Source organism: Paenibacillus sp. ClWae2A (assembly GCF_032452295.1).
Lineage (GTDB): Bacteria > Bacillota > Bacilli > Paenibacillales > Paenibacillaceae > Paenibacillus.
On the sequence record NZ_JAULSQ010000022.1, the window covers coordinates 43,427 to 63,444 of the forward strand.

Below are 20,018 nucleotides of genomic sequence, written 5' to 3' on the forward strand. Positions count from 1 at the left end.
GCATGGACCGAGCGATTACTAGTATAAACATTCTTAGATTTTATAAACTTGAGACACTAAAAAAAGACTCAAACACCGAGCCTTTTCCGTCAACGACAACATGTGTTTAATTATCTCGAACTTCCAGGTACTTTTCAAGTTTGCGCTTGACGCGCTGAAGTGCATTATCAATGGACTTTACATGTCTGTCCAAATCTACTGCAATCTCTTGATAAGATCTCCCGTCCAGATACAACATCAATACTTTACGTTCCAGATCACTCAGAATCTCGGACATTTTATCTTCCAGGCCCACAAACTCTTCCTGATTGATGATCAATTCTTCCGGATCACTGACCTGGGTTCCACAAATCACATCGAGTAACGTACGATCAGACTCTTCGTCATAAATAGGCTTGTCCAGAGATACATAAGAATTAAGTGGAATATGCTTCTGACGTGTTGCTGTCTTAATCGCCGTGATGATCTGTCTTGTAATACACAGTTCGGCAAAAGCCTTGAACGAAGCCAGCTTGTCCCCTTTGAAATCTCGAATGGATTTGTAGAGGCCAATCATTCCTTCTTGAATAATATCTTCCCGGTCTGCCCCAATCAGAAAATAAGATCTTGCCTTGGCGCGTACAAAGTTACGATATTTGTTAATCAAAAACTCTAACGCTTCGCTTTCGCCTTCACGGAAAGCTTCGACAATGTCTTCGTCACTTTGGTAATCATACTTAGATAACATGATATCTTTGAGGTCGACACTCACAGACAATCCCTCCGGCTGCAACGCAAGGTACCCCGTTACTCTACTCTATGAAATATAGGATCAGTATATATGATGGTACCTTACACCGTCAACCACGCTCTGCCTAAAAAAGAACATCAATAACATAAATGTCAAGAGTTTCAATATTCTAAATTTTGTAAAAACGCACTGTTATTCCCGGCGCCATCGCTCAAACTCTTTTAATACATCCGGACTCAACTTGCCCCCGAGTGTGTTACGCGTGGTCTTCGCCTGATCTTCTTCCAGTCGTTTTTTTAATTCTTTTTCGTTCTGCTCAACTTCAATTAGCAACTCCCTTGCAGATACACGTAGCGCTCCCTGTCCAAAAATGACATGTTGCTCTACCATATCGCTCGTAGCCACATAGATTTGGCGTCTTCGCATGCTTAGTTCCCGAACGAGTCTCTCAATGCATTCGTCTGCCGTCTCTTTTTCCTTTGTAAAATAGATCTGCACTTTGCTCTGAGTAAAGGATTTACCGAGTCCAGGCACGAGGTAGGCGTCAAACACAACAATGACTCGCCGGCCGGAGAAAGCCTGGTAGTCTGCAAGACGAAAGAGAAGCCTGTTACGTGCCTCTTCGAGCCCACTTTCCGCCAGTTTGGTTAATTCCGGCCAGTCGCCAATCATGTTGTACCCGTCTACAAGAAGCACATCACGGGAATCAGCCATACCTTCTATTCCTGCGCTTGACGCGAGCGGAGCACTTCGTACATGACAACCCCGGCTGCCACGGAAGCATTCAGGGAATTAATCTGACCTTGCATTGGTAGTTTGATCAGCACATCACATTTTTCACGAATAAGTCGTCCCATTCCCTTGTTCTCATTTCCGATTACCAATGCCACAGGGCCAGTAAAGACTCCATTACCAAAGACACCTTCATGAGCCGTGACATCTGTCCCTACAACCCATACACCTTCCTCTTTGAGGCGATCGATGGTCTGGCCAAGATTACTTACACGAGCCACTGGCACGTACTCCACGGCGCCTGCTGATGTTTTGGATACCGTCACGGTTACCGCTGCAGAGCGACGTTTGGGTACAATGACGCCATGCGCACCTGTACAGTCCGCTGTCCGCAAAATCGACCCCAGGTTATGAGGATCTTCAATCTCATCCAGCAGAATCAGGAAAGGATGCTCATTCTTCGCTTTTGCTGCGGCAAGAATGTCTTCTACCTCCACATAAGCGTAAGGTGCCGCCTGAGCAACTACCCCCTGATGCTGAATGCCTGGTACCGTTTGATCCAACTTACGCTTGTCCACGTGTTGAATGACAATACCAAGTTTTTTAGCTTCCGAGATAACAGGTTGAGTCAGATGTTTCTGTGCTGTATCGGCAATCCATATTTTATTAATGGTCCGGCCTGAACGCAGCGCCTCCGTTACGGAGTGTTTACCGGCGATCCATTCTTCTTCCATCGTTGTTCGATCCTCTCTGTAATGCGTTGTTTTGTTGAAATTTCTATTTTTTTGTCGGCAATGGCGATTGTTGTTCCGCGTGCTCAATGCCAAGCCCGATCAGTTCAATCATGCGATCATGATGACCACTGCTATAGAGGTAACCAATGAGACATTCAAAAGCCGTGGCATGTCTGTACTCCAACACATCTGCATTTTTGGGTACACTACCCGACTTGGCATTCCGCCCTTGCCGGACGATATCACGTTCTTCTTCTGTCAGTTCAGCCTCAATCGTTGTAAGTATGCGGCTCTGTGCCTTCGCTGATACCAATCCGGTTGCACTACGGTGCAAATGATTGGGACGCATGTTAGCCTTCGACAACAGATATTGACGAACAGCTACCTCATATACCGCATCACCAATATAGGCCAGTGCAATAGGTGGAATCAACCTCGCAGGTCTGGAAGGAGGATACGGGAACCATCCTCCCTCTGTGACCTGCTCCTGTTGTTTTGGTGTATTTGGATGTCCTTCGCTCATTTGCGCCGCCATCTCATGCCCTGTGCCGTATCTTCAAGCAGAATGCCACGTGCAGACAATTCATCGCGAATTTCATCCGCTCTTGCCCAGTTTTTGGACTTGCGCGCTTCTACACGCTCTTCAATCAGACGTTCTACTTCCTCATCCAGAAGTTCTGGCTCTGCGTCAGTATAGATGCGCAGCACAGCATTCAGTTCATTGAACAATTCGAGGAGCGCACGAATGTCAGCCGCATTAACTACTTCTTGCTGCAGCAGTTGGTTGGCTTCCCCTGCCCACTCAAACATAGCTGTAATCGCATCAGGAGTATTGAAATCATCCTGCATCTTCTCGTGATACTGCTGACGAATTTGGTCGAGTCTTGCCGCAAACTCTGCTGTGATATCCTGATCAACAGTTACTGCATTCAGACGATGGTTCAGGTTACCTACCGCATTTGCAATGCGGTCCACACTGTTCTGTGCCTGCTCCATCGTATCATCCGTGAAGTTCAATGGGTTGCGATAATGGGTAGACAACATGAAATAACGAATCGCTTCGCGTTTATATTGATTCCGCAAGTCTTTAACAAGAACACCATTACCGAGTGATTTTGACATCTTCTCGTTATCAATCCGGATGAATCCATTATGCATCCAGTAGTTCGCAAGTGGTTTACCTGTTAATACCTCGGATTGGGCGCATTCGCACTCATGGTGCGGGAATTGTAGATCCTGTCCACCCCCGTGAATGTCCAGTGTATCCCCAAGGTACTCCCTAGCCATGGCGGAGCACTCAATATGCCAACCTGGTCGACCATCGCCCCAAGGACTGGACCAATAGATCTCACCGGGTTTGGCAGCCTTCCAGAGCACAAAATCTTCGGGATGCTCTTTGCGCTCATCCACACCCACACGGATTCCGAATTGCAGTTCCTGCAGGTTTTGTTTCGAAAGTTTGCCATATTCGCTGAATTTGCCTGTACGATAATAGACGTCACCGCCATTTTCATACGCAAATCCTTTTTCAACGAGCTCACGGATAAAATCAATGATCAGCGGCATGTTTTCCGTTACTCTCGGGTTGCTGCTTGCCTTAGGAATACCCAATCCCTCAAGGTCTTCATAGTAAGCCGCAATAAACTTCTCCGCGACATGAGGGACGTCTGTTCCAAGTTGTTCTGCTTTGCGAATCAGCTTATCGTCCACATCCGTGAAGTTCACCACATAGTTCACATCATGTCCTGTCTGTTCCAGGTATCCACGAACCGTGTCGAAAAAGATAACCGGGCGTGCATTCCCGATGTGAATGTAGTCATATACCGTTGGTCCGCAGACATACATTTTTACTTTCCCTGGTTCTTGGGGAACAAACTCCTCTTTGGTACGACTCATCGTATTATAAATCTGAAGCGTCATGGTCACTTATCCTTTCATCCTATACTGCCTTTATTTATTGTATCACGTATCACGCACAGTCTCATTTTCACGGGCATTCTGCAGTGTACGTACTTCTTCCTGCAATCGTTCGAGTTCTTTTTGCATACCGCGCAAGGAGTCAACGACCGGATCGGGCAATTGTTGACTGAGGCGATCTACCCGTCGACCATCCTGTTTAACAATTCTGCCCGGTATACCTACCACGGTACTATTGGAAGGGACCTCCTTAAGCACAACGGAGTTCGCACCAATGTTGCATTGATCCCCCACGCTAAATGAACCCAGCACCTTTGCTCCGGATGAGATAACCACATTATTACCAATGGTCGGATGTCTCTTTCCTTTTTCTTTCCCTGTTCCGCCCAGGGTAACCCCCTGATAGATAACGACATCATCGCCAATCTCACATGTTTCCCCAATAACGACGCCCATTCCATGGTCAATAAACAACCGATTTCCGATCGTAGCTCCAGGATGTATCTCGATTCCTGTCATAAATCGACTAACCTGCGAAATGAACCGGGCAACCGAGAACCATCTTCGCTTGTATAAAAAATGAGCGATCCGGTGTGCCCATATCGCATGCAGCCCTGAGTAGGTGAATACCACTTCAAACCAACCTCGGGCCGCCGGATCGTTTTCAAACACCGCCTGGATATCTGATCTGATCTTCTTGAACATGCTCGTTCCCCTCTTGTTCAGGTTCCCGTCCTCCGGCTTACCGGACGGCGCGTTCCTTGGTAGTGTACTGCACACTCGCCTAAACAAAAAAACGCCCCTGCAGCATTTAGCTGCAGAGGCGTTTATCGCGGTCCCACTCTGCTCGGTCCATTCTTAAATAGAATGAGCCCTCAAGCGGTTTGGTAACGGAAACCAATCGTCACAACCTATCCTAACGTTTTCCCATGTCATGATTGACAAAGGCGGGGCTGGATTCGGCTGTGCAGCTCACGGGCGCATTTCGACTGATGGACAGTGGATGGTTCACAGCCACCGCTACCAAAGAAATCTTTCTTTGCTGCGGGACCATCCTCTCTGAATCTGTCCGGGTCAGTCTACTCCTCCCGATCTTTGCTGTTCTATTAGATAAATCATATCAATTATTCGTTGTGTTGTTATTATAGCGAAAAGGCCTCAGACTGACAACAGCCTCCTACGTAATCCATCCATCATAAGACTGTGTTCGGATTCCAAATAAACGGAATGTCCTTGAATAAGCTTATTTTACTTGCGCAAGCAAACGTTCGATCACCGTATCACGACCTAGAAGCACGATCGTTTGGTTCAGATCCCGTCCATGTGTCTGTCCAGTCAAGGCTACACGAATTGGCATAAAGAGCTGTTTGCCCTTAAAGCCGGTTTCTTTCTGTACTTCCTTGATTAATGCAGCCATTTTGCTTGGAGTAAACTCTTCGCTCGCCTGTACTTTATCGGCAAATGCCTTCAGCACGGTTGGCACCTGCTCCTCCGCAAGCACTACTTCTCCTTCGCTTTCCAGCTCCAGATTGGAACGGAAGAACACTTCGGACAATTCCACAATATCGGAGGCAGAATTCATCTGCTCCTGGTACAGGTGTACCAGAGTATAAGCCCATTCTTTTTGTTCAGCAGACAGCTCGGATGAGATACGTCCAGCCTTTTGCAGATGCGGAATGGCCATTTCAGCAATACGTTCAGGGTCAGCATGTTTGATATAGTGGTTGTTCAAGTGAGCCAGCTTGTGCGTATCAAATACCGCCGGGCTCTTGGACAGACGTTTCGTATCAAAAATGGAGATCAGCTGCTCTTGCGAGAAGATCTCTTCCTCCCCTTCCGGCGACCAGCCAAGCAGGGAAATGAAGTTAAACATCGCTTCAGGCAGATAGCCAAGCTGATCATACTGCTCAATAAACTGAATAACGGATTCATCCCGTTTACTCAGCTTCTTGTGATTTTCATTCACAATCAGCGTCATATGACCGAATTGCGGCGGCTCCCAGCCAAGCGCTTCATAGATCATCAGTTGACGCGGCGTGTTCGAGATGTGATCTTCCCCACGCAGGACGTGGGAGATCTTCATCAAGTGATCATCCACAGCAACGGCATAGTTGTATGTGGGAATGCCGTCTTTTTTCACAATGACGAAGTCACCGGATTCCTTGCTGTTGAACGAGATTGTGCCTTTAACCATATCATCAAACGTATATATGCGCTCTTCCGGCACACGGAAACGAATACTCGCTACACGGCCTTCCGCTTCAAACGCACTAATTTGCTCTGGAGTCAGGTCACGGTGTTTGCCAGAATAACGCGGTGTTTCTCCACGTGCGGACTGTTCCTCGCGCTCTTGCTCCAATTCTTCTTCCGTGCAGAAGCAACGGTAAGCCAGACCTTTATCCAGCAATTCTTGCGTATATTTACGATAGAGGTCCAGACGTTCCGTTTGACGGTATGGTCCATATTCTCCGCCCACGTCAATACTTTCGTCCCACTCAATTCCGAGCCATTTCAAGTATTTCAGTTGGCTTTCTTCACCACCGGCAATATTCCGTTTCACGTCCGTATCTTCAATACGAATAATGAATTTACCGTTATTATGTTTGGCATATAGATAGTTAAACAACGCCGTACGGGCATTCCCGATATGCAGGTGTCCCGTTGGACTCGGCGCGTAACGCACACGAATTTCCGTGCTCATATGATCCCCTCCGTCACTAATTGATTGATGATATCACACACGTACAAGGCAAACAACGGATTGAGCGGCAATGCCCTCTCCCCGTCCCGGGAACCCCAGTTGCTCTGTCGTTGTTGCTTTCACGTTCACCTGCGTTACATCCGCTTCCAGTGCCTTGGCAATAACCTCAGCCATCTGTGGGACATAAGGAGCCATCTTTGGCTTCTGGGCAATAATCGTTGAGTCGATATTCCCTAGCTTATACCCGCGATCCTTCACAAGCTGCCATACATGCTCCAGCAATTTCAGGCTGTCGGCATCTTTGAATTCCGGATCGGTATCCGGGAAGTGCTTGCCAATATCCCCAAGTGCCAACGCACCCAAAATGGCATCACTAATCGCGTGCAACAGCACGTCTGCGTCCGAGTGGCCCAGCAGTCCTTTTTCATAAGGAATCGATACTCCGCCAATAATACACGGGCGTCCCTCTACCAGCTGATGTACATCAAATCCCTGTCCTACACGTATCATCGCTTCTTCTCTCCCCCCAGCAAAAACGCAGCGTATTGCAAATCTTCCGGCGTTGTTAATTTGATATTGGTATAATTGCCTTCCACAACCTTGACCGACATTCCCTGACGTTCAGCCAGCATGGCGTCATCTGTCCCCAGAAATCCGTCCTGCTCGGCTGATTCGTAGGCGGAGAGCAGGGAAGAAAGACGAAAAGCCTGCGGGGTTTGAATGCTCCACAGACTGCTGCGGTCTGGCGTCGCCGTAACGACTCCTTCCGCATTCACTTGTTTGATCGTATCCTTCACGGGAACCGCCAGTACAGCTGCTCCACCACCGGATATGGCGGCCGCCATGCATCCCTTGATCTGCTCATGGTTCACAAAAGGACGTACCCCGTCGTGAACGAGAACCCAATCCGTCCCAAGTGCCTCAAGGCCTTTATGGACAGAATGTTGTCTCTCTTTCCCTCCGGGGATAACACGGACACGTGAATCCAGTTGGTATTCTTTTACCCAATCCTGGCAGCGTTCAACATCTGCAGCTCCTGTGACCAGCACCATCTCGCGGATCTCGTCCAGCGCAGCAAATACCTCAAGCGTATGTATGAAAACGGGCTTGTCCTGCAGCAACAGAAACTGTTTGCTCTCGGTCGTCCCCATCCGGGTTCCGCGACCTGCTGCCACAATGACAACGCCCCACCCTTTATCCATGCCGCAATCCCTGCCTTGTCTGTCAGTTTATCGTCCAAAGATATACAATATCATTCAACGATACACTACCCATCATACCGCTTTATTGGGCTTTTTCCAACAGTTTAGGCTTGGCAAAAATCATTCGTCCCGCTGAAGTCTGCAGCACACTGGTCACGAGCACTTCCATCATCATGCCGATATACTCGCGTCCGCCTTCTACAACGATCATTGTGCCATCATCCAGATAGGCTACACCCTGACCATGCTCCTTGCCATCCTTGATGATCTGCACCATGATCTCCTCACCTGGCAGAACAACCGGCTTAACCGCATTGGCGAGATCATTAATGTTCAACACAGATACACCCTGGAGTTCGCACACTTTGTTCAGGTTAAAGTCATTGGTGACCACTTTGCCCTGGAGCACTTTAGCCAGTTTAACCAGCTTGCTGTCCACCTCGGAGATTTCCTCGAAGTCCCCTTCGTAGATCAAGACTTTTACATCGAGTTCCTTCTGGATTTTGTTCAAAATGTCCAGTCCACGCCGTCCTCTGTTCCGCTTGAGCAGATCCGATGAATCGGCAATATGCTGTAACTCCTCCAGAACAAATTCCGGAATTACGATTGTGCCCTCAATAAACCCGGTTTTACATATATCAGCGATACGCCCATCGATAATTACACTAGTATCCAGAATTTTATGTTCTTCCATGCGTCTATCCTCGTCCACCTCGGGATGACCCCATCGCCCAGACATCCAGAAGGCCCCCAGATCGTCTTTCTTTGCCATGGCAAGGGTGTAGCCGGAATAAGCACTAATCACCGTCAGCGCCACTTGCAGCACTTCTCCTGCCGTCCCCATCCATCCCACAACAGGGTAAAGCAACAAGGCCACCAGCAACCCAGCAACGGTACCTGCGGCACCTGCCGCCAGTTCGTTCATAGGTACTTTTGCCAATGAATTGATTACACTATGCAGCCTATCTGCCATCAATGTTCCACCAATATTACATACGCCCATAAATATTACAGCCCCCAGCAGCGTCGATATACCAGCTCCCAGTAATCCTGCTGACTGAATCCACTCCGCCATCCATGGGACCGATTTTCCTGCCAGATGATATGCCGTGTAGCCGAACCATGCACCGCACAATCCTGTAAAAGTTAAAATGCCTTTTTTCCACATTAGTCCCTGCACCTCCTTCAATGTATCTTGATCTTTATATCCAGTATGATCCAATTCCTGAAATGCTAATCCCATCCGCAAGAACTTTTTGGAAATGTTGCAATCGTCAGTTGAAAGTAGGTAAATTATTGGCATATAATGAATTCAATTCATATCCCGAGGTGAGTGGCAAAATGAGTACGCTAAGTTTACAGGCTTTCCAGGATCAAGTTTCTGAACTGTTGTTGCGTCATCGCAGCCTGATTGATGTACTGTCCAAAACGGGACAAGCCGGAGCGTCTGTTAACCGTGCCGTGTCCAAAGCCATTACCGAATGCGGCTGCATCGAGCTGCACGCCACCAAGCAGAAATATGCCCCCGAGAGCGATATCGCTCAAACCAAGGGCCTGCTGGAAACGCATGTGGAAGGTGAGTTGTGTGAGAACTGCAGAGAGGTCATCAGCTCTGAACTAGGGCGGAACCTGTTCTACATGTCGGCTCTCTGTAATCTGCTGGACATTAACATGGAAGAGGTCGTAAATCACGAATCACAGAAGTGTTCAACATTAGGGATGTTTAATCTGTCGTAAGAAGATATGTATATCGTTCGCAAGGGTTTCTTTTACCGTAAATAGATCTGAATAAACAAAAAGCACGCATTCTCCAGTTCAGGAGAGTACGTGCTTTCTTTGTATAGTGTCTGTCCCCAAGGTTACTTAACGATCGGAAGGACGGGAAGATTTCTCATCCTTTCTCTTTTTCGCCCGACTACGTGAGGCCGCTGTTCGCACATTATGCTTCATTCCATACAAGGCGTATAACACCAGCGGAATAAAGATCAATTTGGATAACTGCTCCGGGAAAATAACGGCTACGGCTATGGCAAATAACACGACCCATGGTGCAATCCAGATTGCCTTGCGTGGCAAACCGACCTTTTTAAAATTGGGGTATTTAAGCGAACTCACCATCAGGTATGATAACAGCAACGTAGCAATCATCATGCTGATCGGGCCGATATCCTTGTTGAACAAGGACAGTGTAGCCAGCACTCCGCCGGCTGCCGGAATCGGCAGACCTGTGAAGTACCCGGGAATTCCGGGACGAACATTAAACCGAGCCAGACGAATGGCTCCACAGATCGGAAAAGCCGCTGTTGCGATCCAGGCGAGCATCGGCATCGAATCTTGAAATGACACCATAAATATGATCAGGGCTGGTGCTGCACCAAAGGAAACCATGTCAGACAAGGAATCCAGTTCCTTGCCGAATTCGCTTTGGGCATTGAGTGCACGTGCCACTCGGCCATCCAGACCATCCAGCAGCATCGCTACAATGACCATAATGGCAGCCAAACTGTAATTTCCATCAATCGCAAGCAAAATTGCCATCATTCCAAGAAACAGATTACCCAGGGTAAAGAGATTCGGAATGAATCTGGTTAGCATCGTTGTTTCACCTCATCCATTTCAAGCCTTTATATAGGCAAACCCTTACATCTGTCTGTCGATAAACATCTGCTCCTGCAAACGTTTGAGGCCTTCCTTAATGGTCCGGGCACGAACTTCACCAATACCATCCACTTCATCCAGTTCTTCAATTGTAGCCATAATAACATGAGGTAATTGTTCGAATTGATCCACCAGGTTATGGATAATGACATTGGGCAGGCGGGGGATCTTATTTAATACCCGGAATCCACGAGGGGCAACCGAATCCTCAGAAGTAGCCGCTGATGAAGGATAGCCGAGAAGACGGACAATATGATGTGCATCCAGCAACTCATCGTCCGACAATCTTTTCAGTCCCACGATAATTTCACGGATTTTGTCATCACTGTCGTCACGGGCATAGTCCTTATACAATAACCAGGCTTCTTCTTCCGTTGTACCCACGAGTTCTTCCATTTGCATTGAAATGAGTCTTCCCTCATTCCCGAGTTCATGAATGTATCGTTTGATTTCCGTTTTGATCCGCATCACCATTTCAGTACGCTGAATCACATTAACCACTTCAGGAATCGTCACCAGCTCCTCAAATTCAGAGGCACTCAGATTCGTAAGGGACTGTGTTAATACCGCTTTGTATTTCTCCAGGGTTTGAATCGCTTGATTCGCTTTGGTCAAAATAACCCCGATTTCCTTGAGGGAATAACGAAGTGTTCCCTGATACAAGGTAATGATATTCCGGCGCTGTGATATGGATACGACCAATTTACCCGTTTGCTTCGCTACACGCTCTGCCGTCCGGTGACGAATCCCCGTCTCTGATGAAGAGATCGAAGAATCCGGGATTAACTGGGTATTGGCGTAAAGAATACGCTTCAAATCCTCGCTAAGAATAATGGCTCCATCCATCTTGGCGAGTTCGTACAGATAGTTCGGGGAGAAATCACAGTTAATCGAGAATCCCCCATCCACCACTTCCATTACTTCAGGGCTGTATCCTACAACAAGCAGTGCGCCCGTCTTGGCGCGCAGCACATTTTCCAGACCTTCGCGGAAAGGTGTACCTGGTGCGATCAGCCTTAACAATTCATTCATTTTATCCAGTTGGCTCGAATCTTTCATCTTGTTATGCCCCCTAATCTAAAGCAACCGCTAGTGCATCTGCCACGGTATTCACACCGATCAGTTGTATCCCGCGAGGATGTTTCCAGCCCTTTAAGCTTTTTTCCGGTAAAATGACTCGCTTGAAGCCCAGCTTCGCGGCTTCCTTCACTCGTTGTTCGGCCCGTGATACGGCTCGAACCTCACCTGTCAGACCAATCTCGCCAAAGATGACGTCATCCGGTTTGGTCGGTACATCTCTCAAACTGGATGCAATGCTGACAGCAACCGCCAAATCTACAGCGGGCTCATCCAGCCTTACTCCACCAGCCACGTTCAGATACGCATCCTGGGTCTGTAAAAACATGCCCATTCGTTTCTCCAGCACTGCAATGATCAGATTTAATCGATGCAGATCTACCCCTGTTGCCATACGGCGAGGAGAAGGGAAATGGGTGGTCGAGATCAACGCCTGCAATTCCACGAGCAGAGGACGTGTCCCCTCCATACTGGCAACTACCGTTGAACCTGCTACACCCAGTGGACGTTCCGACAAAAAGAGTTCGGACGGATTGCCTACCTCACGAAGTCCATCCTCACCCATTTCAAAAATGCCAATCTCATTGGTGGAACCAAAACGGTTCTTCACCGCACGCAGCAGGCGATACGTGTGATGCCGTTCTCCTTCAAAATAAAGCACGCAATCCACCATATGTTCTAACATACGTGGACCGGCAATGGCACCTTCTTTGGTAACATGCCCCACAAGAACCGTTGCAATGCCTCTGCCTTTGGCAATCCGCATGAACCTTGACGTACATTCCCTTACCTGTGCTACACTACCAGGCGCACTGGTAACTTCGGGAAGATATACTGTCTGAATGGAGTCGATGACAAGAAAATGCGGCTGGATCTGATCCACCGCTTCCTCTACACGTTCCATATTGGTTTCACACAGTACATACAACTCGGCAGAGAGTGCCCCGAGACGGTCTGCCCGCAATTTGGTTTGCTTGACTGATTCCTCACCGGAAACATATAACACACGCAAACCCGAATGCGTCAAAGCATGGGACGTCTGCAACATCAACGTTGATTTACCGATACCTGGATCTCCACCCACCAGAACGAGTGAGCCTGGAACGATTCCGCCACCCAATACCCGGTTCAACTCTCCGATTCCAGTCTGTACGCGCGGTTCCTGACCGCTATCTATATCTATGATAGGAAGCGGTTTATCTTTACTGTCAAACAGAGGAGAATTTCTTCCTTGTGTTTTGACTACCGTCTCTGTCTCTTCCACCATTGAATTCCATGACTGACAACCCGGACACTTACCGTACCACTTGGGGGCTTCATAGCCGCATTCCGTACATTGAAACTTGGTTTTAACTTTGGCCACTTCAGCACTCCTATAATTTAGTTTTATAACAACATTTTGCATTATTCGACGAATTTCACCCAAACTCCCTGACGTGCAGGGTTACTAAAAGTTTACCATTGTTTGAGATTTTTCGTAAAGGATTATCGCAAACTTTACACATGTTCCTGACATAATCATGTCCGTCTTCTGTCCAAAGTGCAAAAAATCCTCCCCGGCCGAAGCCGAGAAGGATTAAGGATCAATACAAGCTGAAGTTTAACTCCAAAGCTTGCTGTATATTATTTGGTTTCAATTTCCTCATTCGAAGGAACAACTACGTCTTTTTTCGTTACAGACAGTGCACCGTTCTCTTCGTCGATGAGTAATGAATCCCCTTTGGTTACGTTACCTGTGAGCAACTCTTCAGACAATTTGTCCTCGATATGCTTCTGGATTGCCCGACGAAGCGGACGCGCACCGTAAGCTGGATCGAAGCCGGCTTTGGCAAGGAAATCCTTGGCATTGTCGGTGAGTTCGAAGTCAACCTCGTATTCACGCAGCCGTTTGCGAAGCTCCTCACTCATGAGGGTAACAATCTCAGCAATATGTTTCTGTTCCAGAGAGTGGAATACGATAATTTCATCAATCCGGTTAAGGAACTCTGGACGGAAGCTTTTCTTCAGCTCATCCATGACTTTACCCTTCATGTTATCATAATCCGCACCTGCATCCACAACCGCTGTGAAACCAAGTGTAGAGTTACGTTTGATCGCTTCGGCACCCACGTTGGATGTCAGGATAATCAGCGTATTCCGGAAGTCAACAACGCGACCTTTGGAATCCGTCAGACGACCATCCTCAAGTACTTGCAGCAAGATATTGAATACTTCCGGGTGTGCTTTCTCGATCTCATCGAGCAGGACTACGGAGTATGGTTTGCGACGAACTTTCTCTGTCAGCTGACCACCTTCTTCGTATCCAACATATCCCGGAGGCGCTCCGACGAGTCGGGAAGTCGAATGTTTCTCGCCATACTCGGACATATCAATACGGATTACTGCATTTTCATCACCGAACATCGCTTCAGCCAGAGCACGAGCAAGTTCTGTTTTACCTACCCCAGTAGGACCGAGGAAGATGAATGAACCCATCGGACGTTTTGGATCTTTAAGTCCCGCACGAGCACGACGCACCGCACGACTGACCGATTTCACAGCCTCATCCTGGCCGATGACACGTTCATGCAGAATCGATTCCAGATTCATCAGACGCTGTGTTTCTTCTTCTTTCAGCTTGTTCACCGGAATTCCTGTCCAGTTGGCTACCACTTGTGCGATATCCTCAGGTGTTACTTCGGAATCCGTGCGACCTTGTTTTTCTTTCCATTGGTTCTTCGTTACATCCAGCTCTTCACGGATTTTTTGTTCCGTATCACGCAGAGCGGCTGCTTTTTCGAACTCCTGACTTTGAACTGCTGCGTCTTTTTCCTTACGGATATCTTCCAGACGGCTTTCCAGTTGTTTCAGGTTTGGTGGGATCGTGTAAGAGTTCAATCTTACTTTGGAACCCGCCTCATCAATCAGGTCAATCGCTTTGTCTGGCAGGAAACGGTCTGTAATGTAACGGTCAGACAGTTTAACCGCCTGCACAATCGCTTCGTCCGTAATTTTCACGCGGTGATGCGCCTCATAACGGTCACGCAAGCCGTGCAAGATTTGAATCGCTTCTTCCGGAGAAGGCTGATCTACAGTAATCGGTTGGAAACGACGCTCAAGCGCTGCATCCTTCTCGATGTATTTACGATATTCATCCAGTGTTGTCGCACCGATACATTGCAATTCTCCACGGGCCAGAGCCGGTTTCAAAATGTTAGAAGCATCGATGGCACCTTCAGCTCCGCCTGCGCCAATCAAGGTATGCAATTCATCGATAAACAGGACAATGTTACCTGCTTGGCGAATCTCATCCATGATTTTTTTCAGACGATCTTCGAACTCACCACGATATTTGGTTCCAGCGACTACTGAACCCATATCCAGGGTCATTACACGTTTGTCGCGCAATGTTTCAGGAATCTCATTTGCAATGATTTTTTGTGCAAGGCCTTCAGCAATCGCTGTTTTACCTACACCTGGCTCACCGATCAATACCGGGTTGTTCTTGGTACGACGGCTGAGCACCTGGATGACACGTTCAATTTCTTTACTACGTCCAATGACGGGGTCAAGGTTATTCTCTCTCGCATAAGCCGTGAGGTCACGTGCCAGACTGTCCAGCGTTGGTGTGCTGACATTGGCAGGTGTTCCATTATGACTGGATACAGCTTCACTGCTGCCAAGCAATTGCAGCACTTGTTGACGTGCTTTGTTCAGGCTAATACCCAGGTTATTGAGCACACGTGCTGCAACACCCTCGCCTTCACGAATCAATCCGAGCAGGATATGCTCTGTGCCTACATAGGTGTGGCCCAATTTACGAGCTTCATCCATAGACAGTTCAATTACTTTTTTCGCACGTGGCGTATATGCAATGTTGGTAGGTTGCTCTTGGCCGCGGCCAATCAGCGTTTCTACTTCATCCTGAATTTTTTCCAATCCGAGTCCCAGGCCGATCAGTGCTTTGGCTGCGATGCCTTCGCCTTCACGAATGAGGCCGAGCAAAATATGCTCAGTACCGATGTTATTATGACCGAGACGGACAGCTTCTTCCTGCGCGAGTGCGAGCACCTTTTGGGCCCGTTCCGTAAATCTTCCAAACATCATATCTCCTGCACCTCCATGGTTTTGGATAAAACGAGGTCATGTAATGAAATAACCGTCGTATTCTTCATATCATTTTTGTTTGCAGCCGTGCTGCGAATAAAGTCATTCGGCATTTGTACATGCCTTATTATATAAAAGCCGCAATGCGGCATGAAACCATAATTCAATACAATATCAGGCTAAGCTAGGACTGCTTCGCTGCATTGATCGTATCACGAATCAACTGAGCACGGTAGATGTCACGCTCATCTGTGCGCATATCTTCCCCGAATGTTTTCTGCAAAAATCCCGGCTGTGTCATCACATTCAACTCATTCATTACCGTGATGGACAGTCCATCCAACAAGCCGAGATCCACGCCAAGGCGTACATCCGATAAGCGCTGTGCAGCTTCCTTGGAATCAACAATAGCTGCATGAGACAATATGCCGTAAGAACGCATGACACGATCCGTAATCCGAAGTCTGGAGTCCGTAATTAACCGTTCTCTGGCTGTACGTTCATGACCAATCATCTGTAACACAACACCATGCAGGTTCTCGATGACTTCCTGTTCGGTCTGTCCCAGTGTAATCTGGTTCGAAATCTGGAACAGGTTACCCATCGCCTCACTGCCCTCACCGTATATCCCCCTTACAGTTAATCCCACTTGGGAAACTGCGGTTAAAATACGGCCAATCTGCTGTGTCATCACCAGGGCAGGCAAGTGCATCATAACCGATGCTCTGACACCTGTACCTACATTGGTAGGACAGCTGGTTAAATATCCTCTGCGATCATCAAAAGCATAATCCACGTGCGCTTCAAAAGCATCATCTATTGCGGAAGCTTTCTCCCAGGCTTCTTTCACCTGGAACCCCGGATAGAGGCACTGGATACGAAGATGATCCTCTTCATTAATCATAATACTGACAGACTCATCCTCACTGAGAATAACCGCACCATTCCTGGATTCATTCGCAAGACTTGGACTGATGAGATGTTTCTCCACCAGCACCCGTTTGTCGAGTTCGTCAATATCGATCAGATCCAACGTATGAAAATCCCCAAAGGCATGAACGTCATCGTATTGAAGTACTTCGCTCAGCTTATTCAGCACCTCTTCCGATTGCTCATTGGAAGCCAGCATCGGAAACGGAACATGCTGAAGGTTGCGTGCAATCCGGACACGGCTGCTAATGACGATTTCAGAATCAGCCGCATCACTGCGCATCCAGTCGCTGAGCGCCTTCTCTGTAAAGCGCAGATTAGGCATTACGCATCCCTCCTACTCATGACAAACTTTACTCCTGAGCTATTCCTTTTTCAAGTCCTCTAATCTGGTCACGGATCTGAGCCGCCTCTTCAAATTCCTCTTGTGCGATGCTCTCCTGGAGCTCACGCTTCAGATCAGCAATTTGCCGTTTCACCTTGATGCGACCACCAGCTCGTGCAGGCACTTTGCCTACATGGGACGTATTACCATGAACCCGCTTGAACAAAGGATCCAGACGACTGTCAAAATATTTATAACATGAACTACAGCCGAAGCGTCCTACCTTACTAAATTGTGCGTACGTCATACCACATTCTTCACATTGAAGAGCTTTTGCAGGTGGTGTTCCTGCCGATCCACTTTTGCTGGCTGGATCAAAATCAAGCAAGCCGGACAACAAGTTGTGAATGGAAAACCCACCTGCTGTTCCAGGGATCATTTCCCCTTTTTCACGGGCACATGACTCACAAATATGGAATTCCGTCTTCTCTCCATTAACGATCTTCGTAAAATGAAGTGTTGCCGGACGTTTATTGCATTCTTGGCACAGCATATTGATGTACCTCCTTTGACCCCGATAGTTTTCATTTACCGAGCAAAGATATTAACATCGCCTTCAACATTCTGGCACGAATTTGATCCCGGTAAGGAAGTTTGACTAATATAACCTCTCTAGATACAGCAGATCGCATCAACCCGGCTTCACGCTTGCTCAAGAAGCGTGCTTCTTCCAGCTGATAGATCAGACCTTCGGCAGCTGTCTGCCCGATCTCTTCACCAATACTATGGTGCAAATGATTATGCAGAGCTGATTGGGCCGGTAATTCAATGCGCTGTATGCGAACATAACCACCGCCGCCACGTTTACTCTCTACCAGGTATCCCTTCTCGAGTGTAAAACGTGTGCTGATGACATAATTGATCTGGGAAGGTACACATGAGAATTGATCTGCCAGATCATTACGCTGAATTTCAACCATTCCTTCGGGACTTTCATGCAAAATACTCTTCAGATATCGTTCGATAATATCAGAGATATTACGCATCCAATCATCCTCCACTGTCTGAAACGTTAAGTCAATAAGGACCCACACGCCCCCACAGAGTACACCTTCTCTACCCATTTAACCAATCAGGGAAACAGCGAATCTTGCTTCCACAGGTGTCAACAGGAGAGCGAAGGAAGCACGAAGGTCCTTTAATATTCCCTTGATCCTCTGATGAAATGAATCCCGTATATTGGCGATCAAACATCAGATTGTAGAAAGAAAGCTACTTAAGTATTAAACCTTTAGTTGACTTTGACTTTCTTTGACTTTATATACATTATAGCATATTTTGTGGGTTTGCCAAGTGGGGTCACTATTCATTTTTTACGATTTTACACGAAATATTCCCCAGACACAAAAAAACCTCTCCAAAATTGCTGGAGAAGTCCATTTGTCTTTCAATCACGCCGTATTTCTATATAAGCTAATCAAGTTAAATGGAGCAGTGGGAATAGTCATCAAAAGAAATCGAGTAAATAGGTTTCCCGTTCAGGAATCGCTTGTTCCAAAGCCTTGATTGCTGTGTTCGGTCCATGAATTCTTCCGATTCGTGCCATTTCCGTTGGTCTGCGATATCCCATCAGCACCGCGGTAAGGGATTGAATATCCACCTTAATGGTCTGATCATCAGTAATTGGCTCCGAAGTTTTCCATATGGACGCTGTTCCATTCATCGCTACGTTTAATTGCCATACTCCTTCATTCCACGGGGCGTAAGTATCCTCTACCTGTAGAACAATCTGCACCGGTGAGTCCTGGCTCGCAAATGGATACTGGGATATAAACTGCTCTACACTAACGATACGCGCCATAAAATAAGGTACGATCTCCTGCTGAATCCGTGGGTTATCCAATTGGAAGGCAAGTGTATCACTGGCAGGCGCCTGCAACGTAACTTCCTGGATCATGGAATCATGGTTGGCAATGAAGGTCCACAGTCCTTGCCTAGCCTCTTCATTCAGATAGATGATCTCTTTAATGGTAAACTTATTTTCCTTAACCTCATATAAAAGATAACCTTGTGCTGCATCAGCTTCATTGTAATATACAGCCTTCTGGCTGGTCCCATTAACAAGAACTGAATTTTCCCACCTTGCATCATCCCGAACCAGAGTTCCGTTATAACGCTCAGCATAAGCACTGTATACTTCTTTTAATATGCTGAGGCCCGGATCCCCACGCCGAATTGTTCCAGGTGTCGCTTTTTTCATAGGCAAATGAGCTGTGGGTACTTTATAACGTTTAAATTCAACATAAGTCTCCCATCCATACTTCCGATAGAAACCAAAAGAGAATGGATGCAAGAACGATATACTTTGTTTGTTACGATTCATTTCTTCCAACGCATGCTTCAGCAGACCCGCTACCCAGCCTTTGCGTCTATACTCTGGCCAGGTGGCTACACCCGCAATACCGCCCATCTCGAACGATCTGCCATGAATATAGGTTTGAAAAGGGATAATGTGAAGTTTGGCTCCTAGCTGCCCATCCTCATATACACCCCATATATCCTGTGACGAAAATTGGCTCCGTCGCTTTTCTTTTTGTTCATCACTCATTACCACTTGAAAAGCATATTCGGAGAGTGTCATCGCCGGTTCAAAATCATCTACCGTCAATTTCTGAATTTCCATGTCGTCCTACACCCCATTCGCTAGAGTTATTATCAATCCAATTCATGGCCTGATATCTGATATATGTACCCCTTAGAGTGTGTCAGAGGATTCTTACAAAGTCAAATAAGAGATGCTTTCGCATCCCCTAAAATAAACAAATAAAAACCACCACCGAATAACATCGGCAGTGGTTCTTCGCTTGGCGGCGTCCTACTCTCCCAGGACCCTGCGGTCCAAGTACCATCGGCGCTAGAGGGCTTA

Annotated in this window: 19 protein-coding genes; 1 reads left to right on the forward strand and 18 read right to left on the reverse strand. The window is 47.3% G+C overall.

What is annotated here, in order from left to right; all coding sequences use genetic code 11:
* Positions 1-106: 106 nt before the first annotated feature.
* From sigH to QVE09_RS30550, 10 genes are all read right to left on the reverse strand, one after another.
* Positions 107-751 carry an RNA polymerase sporulation sigma factor SigH gene (gene sigH / locus QVE09_RS30505; protein WP_017692059.1) on the reverse strand — a complete coding sequence of 215 codons (645 nt, stop codon included), beginning with the start codon at positions 749-751 and terminating at the stop codon, positions 107-109.
* Between the two features lie 171 nt (positions 752-922).
* Positions 923-1,444, reverse strand: a complete 522-nt coding sequence (locus QVE09_RS30510; RefSeq protein WP_036607162.1) for an NYN domain-containing protein — start codon at positions 1,442-1,444, stop codon at positions 923-925.
* A 5-nt stretch (positions 1,445-1,449) separates the two neighbouring features.
* Positions 1,450-2,196 carry a 23S rRNA (guanosine(2251)-2'-O)-methyltransferase RlmB gene (gene rlmB, locus QVE09_RS30515; protein ID WP_315939805.1) on the reverse strand — a complete coding sequence of 249 codons (747 nt, stop codon included), beginning with the start codon at positions 2,194-2,196 and terminating at the stop codon, positions 1,450-1,452.
* 43 nt (positions 2,197-2,239) lie between these two features.
* Entirely contained in the window at positions 2,240-2,719 is a 480-nt protein-coding gene (locus QVE09_RS30520) for a Mini-ribonuclease 3 (RefSeq protein ID WP_315939806.1), read from the reverse strand.
* The gene (gene cysS, locus QVE09_RS30525) at positions 2,716-4,116 is read right to left on the reverse strand and encodes a cysteine--tRNA ligase (RefSeq protein ID WP_315939807.1); all 1,401 of its coding nucleotides are present in this window, start codon (positions 4,114-4,116) and stop codon (positions 2,716-2,718) included. The genes QVE09_RS30520 and cysS overlap by 4 nt, the downstream gene beginning before the upstream one ends.
* A gap of 42 nt (positions 4,117-4,158) precedes the next feature.
* Positions 4,159-4,818, reverse strand: coding sequence for a serine O-acetyltransferase (cysE, locus tag QVE09_RS30530; protein ID WP_036607155.1), 660 nt, complete (start codon positions 4,816-4,818; stop codon positions 4,159-4,161).
* A gap of 538 nt (positions 4,819-5,356) precedes the next feature.
* Positions 5,357-6,814 carry a glutamate--tRNA ligase gene (gltX, locus tag QVE09_RS30535; protein ID WP_315939808.1) on the reverse strand — a complete coding sequence of 486 codons (1,458 nt, stop codon included), beginning with the start codon at positions 6,812-6,814 and terminating at the stop codon, positions 5,357-5,359.
* Between the two features lie 33 nt (positions 6,815-6,847).
* Positions 6,848-7,324, reverse strand: coding sequence for a 2-C-methyl-D-erythritol 2,4-cyclodiphosphate synthase (gene ispF, locus QVE09_RS30540; protein WP_315939809.1), 477 nt, complete (start codon positions 7,322-7,324; stop codon positions 6,848-6,850).
* Positions 7,321-8,016, reverse strand: coding sequence for a 2-C-methyl-D-erythritol 4-phosphate cytidylyltransferase (gene ispD / locus QVE09_RS30545; protein WP_091039159.1), 696 nt, complete (start codon positions 8,014-8,016; stop codon positions 7,321-7,323). Before ispD ends, ispF begins: the two co-directional genes overlap by 4 nt.
* Before the next feature lie 82 nt (positions 8,017-8,098).
* A complete protein-coding gene (locus QVE09_RS30550; protein ID WP_315939810.1) occupies positions 8,099-9,184 on the reverse strand; it encodes a PIN/TRAM domain-containing protein in 1,086 nt (361 codons plus the stop codon).
* 173 nt (positions 9,185-9,357) lie between these two features.
* On the opposite strand from QVE09_RS30550, the gene QVE09_RS30555 reads away from it, so the two are divergent.
* Complete coding sequence (locus QVE09_RS30555; protein WP_017692049.1) at positions 9,358-9,753, forward strand: nucleoside triphosphate pyrophosphohydrolase family protein; 396 nt, start codon at positions 9,358-9,360, stop codon at positions 9,751-9,753.
* A 126-nt stretch (positions 9,754-9,879) separates the two neighbouring features.
* Here the strand turns inward: QVE09_RS30555 and pssA are convergent, their stop codons facing one another.
* The 8 genes from pssA to QVE09_RS30595 all read right to left on the reverse strand — a co-directional run bounded on the left by pssA (position 9,880) and on the right by QVE09_RS30595 (position 19,775).
* Entirely contained in the window at positions 9,880-10,611 is a 732-nt protein-coding gene (gene pssA / locus QVE09_RS30560) for a CDP-diacylglycerol--serine O-phosphatidyltransferase (RefSeq protein ID WP_062836169.1), read from the reverse strand.
* A gap of 45 nt (positions 10,612-10,656) precedes the next feature.
* Complete coding sequence (gene disA / locus QVE09_RS30565; protein WP_315939811.1) at positions 10,657-11,733, reverse strand: DNA integrity scanning diadenylate cyclase DisA; 1,077 nt, start codon at positions 11,731-11,733, stop codon at positions 10,657-10,659.
* 13 nt (positions 11,734-11,746) lie between these two features.
* Positions 11,747-13,114: a DNA repair protein RadA gene (gene radA, locus QVE09_RS30570; protein ID WP_036671578.1), complete on the reverse strand. Its 1,368-nt coding sequence runs from the start codon at positions 13,112-13,114 to the stop codon at positions 11,747-11,749.
* A gap of 260 nt (positions 13,115-13,374) precedes the next feature.
* Positions 13,375-15,837 (reverse strand): ATP-dependent Clp protease ATP-binding subunit, encoded by a 2,463-nt coding sequence (locus QVE09_RS30575; protein ID WP_062836200.1) that lies wholly within the window; start codon positions 15,835-15,837, stop codon positions 13,375-13,377.
* A gap of 184 nt (positions 15,838-16,021) precedes the next feature.
* Positions 16,022-17,092: a protein-arginine kinase McsB gene (gene mcsB / locus QVE09_RS30580; protein WP_036607140.1), complete on the reverse strand. Its 1,071-nt coding sequence runs from the start codon at positions 17,090-17,092 to the stop codon at positions 16,022-16,024.
* Between the two features lie 28 nt (positions 17,093-17,120).
* Positions 17,121-17,645, reverse strand: a complete 525-nt coding sequence (gene mcsA / locus QVE09_RS30585; protein WP_315939812.1) for a protein-arginine kinase activator protein McsA — start codon at positions 17,643-17,645, stop codon at positions 17,121-17,123.
* A gap of 31 nt (positions 17,646-17,676) precedes the next feature.
* Positions 17,677-18,138 carry a CtsR family transcriptional regulator gene (locus tag QVE09_RS30590; protein WP_315939813.1) on the reverse strand — a complete coding sequence of 154 codons (462 nt, stop codon included), beginning with the start codon at positions 18,136-18,138 and terminating at the stop codon, positions 17,677-17,679.
* 461 nt (positions 18,139-18,599) lie between these two features.
* Positions 18,600-19,775 (reverse strand): GNAT family N-acetyltransferase, encoded by a 1,176-nt coding sequence (locus QVE09_RS30595; protein WP_315939814.1) that lies wholly within the window; start codon positions 19,773-19,775, stop codon positions 18,600-18,602.
* Between the last annotated feature and the right edge of the window lie 243 nt (positions 19,776-20,018).

Bases quoted from the DNA above. Each gene is read 5' to 3' on its own strand.
- QVE09_RS30550 (WP_315939810.1), bottom strand. From the start codon at position 9,184: ATGTGGAAAAAAGGCATTTTAACTTTTACAGGATTGTGCGGTGCATGG.
- rlmB (WP_315939805.1), bottom strand. From the start codon at position 2,196: ATGGAAGAAGAATGGATCGCCGGTAAACACTCCGTAACGGAGGCGCTG.
- cysS (WP_315939807.1), bottom strand. From the start codon at position 4,116: ATGACGCTTCAGATTTATAATACGATGAGTCGTACCAAAGAGGAGTTT.
- QVE09_RS30575 (WP_062836200.1), bottom strand. From the start codon at position 15,837: ATGATGTTTGGAAGATTTACGGAACGGGCCCAAAAGGTGCTCGCACTC.
- QVE09_RS30510 (WP_036607162.1), bottom strand. From the start codon at position 1,444: ATGGCTGATTCCCGTGATGTGCTTCTTGTAGACGGGTACAACATGATT.
- ispF (WP_315939809.1), bottom strand. From the start codon at position 7,324: ATGATACGTGTAGGACAGGGATTTGATGTACATCAGCTGGTAGAGGGA.
- gltX (WP_315939808.1), bottom strand. From the start codon at position 6,814: ATGAGCACGGAAATTCGTGTGCGTTACGCGCCGAGTCCAACGGGACAC.
- QVE09_RS30520 (WP_315939806.1), bottom strand. From the start codon at position 2,719: ATGAGCGAAGGACATCCAAATACACCAAAACAACAGGAGCAGGTCACA.
- ispD (WP_091039159.1), bottom strand. From the start codon at position 8,016: ATGGATAAAGGGTGGGGCGTTGTCATTGTGGCAGCAGGTCGCGGAACC.
- pssA (WP_062836169.1), bottom strand. From the start codon at position 10,611: ATGCTAACCAGATTCATTCCGAATCTCTTTACCCTGGGTAATCTGTTT.
- QVE09_RS30590 (WP_315939813.1), bottom strand. From the start codon at position 18,138: ATGCGTAATATCTCTGATATTATCGAACGATATCTGAAGAGTATTTTG.
- mcsB (WP_036607140.1), bottom strand. From the start codon at position 17,092: ATGCCTAATCTGCGCTTTACAGAGAAGGCGCTCAGCGACTGGATGCGC.
- cysE (WP_036607155.1), bottom strand. From the start codon at position 4,818: ATGTTCAAGAAGATCAGATCAGATATCCAGGCGGTGTTTGAAAACGAT.
- mcsA (WP_315939812.1), bottom strand. From the start codon at position 17,645: ATGCTGTGCCAAGAATGCAATAAACGTCCGGCAACACTTCATTTTACG.
- QVE09_RS30555 (WP_017692049.1), top strand. From the start codon at position 9,358: ATGAGTACGCTAAGTTTACAGGCTTTCCAGGATCAAGTTTCTGAACTG.
- QVE09_RS30595 (WP_315939814.1), bottom strand. From the start codon at position 19,775: ATGGAAATTCAGAAATTGACGGTAGATGATTTTGAACCGGCGATGACA.
- disA (WP_315939811.1), bottom strand. From the start codon at position 11,733: ATGAAAGATTCGAGCCAACTGGATAAAATGAATGAATTGTTAAGGCTG.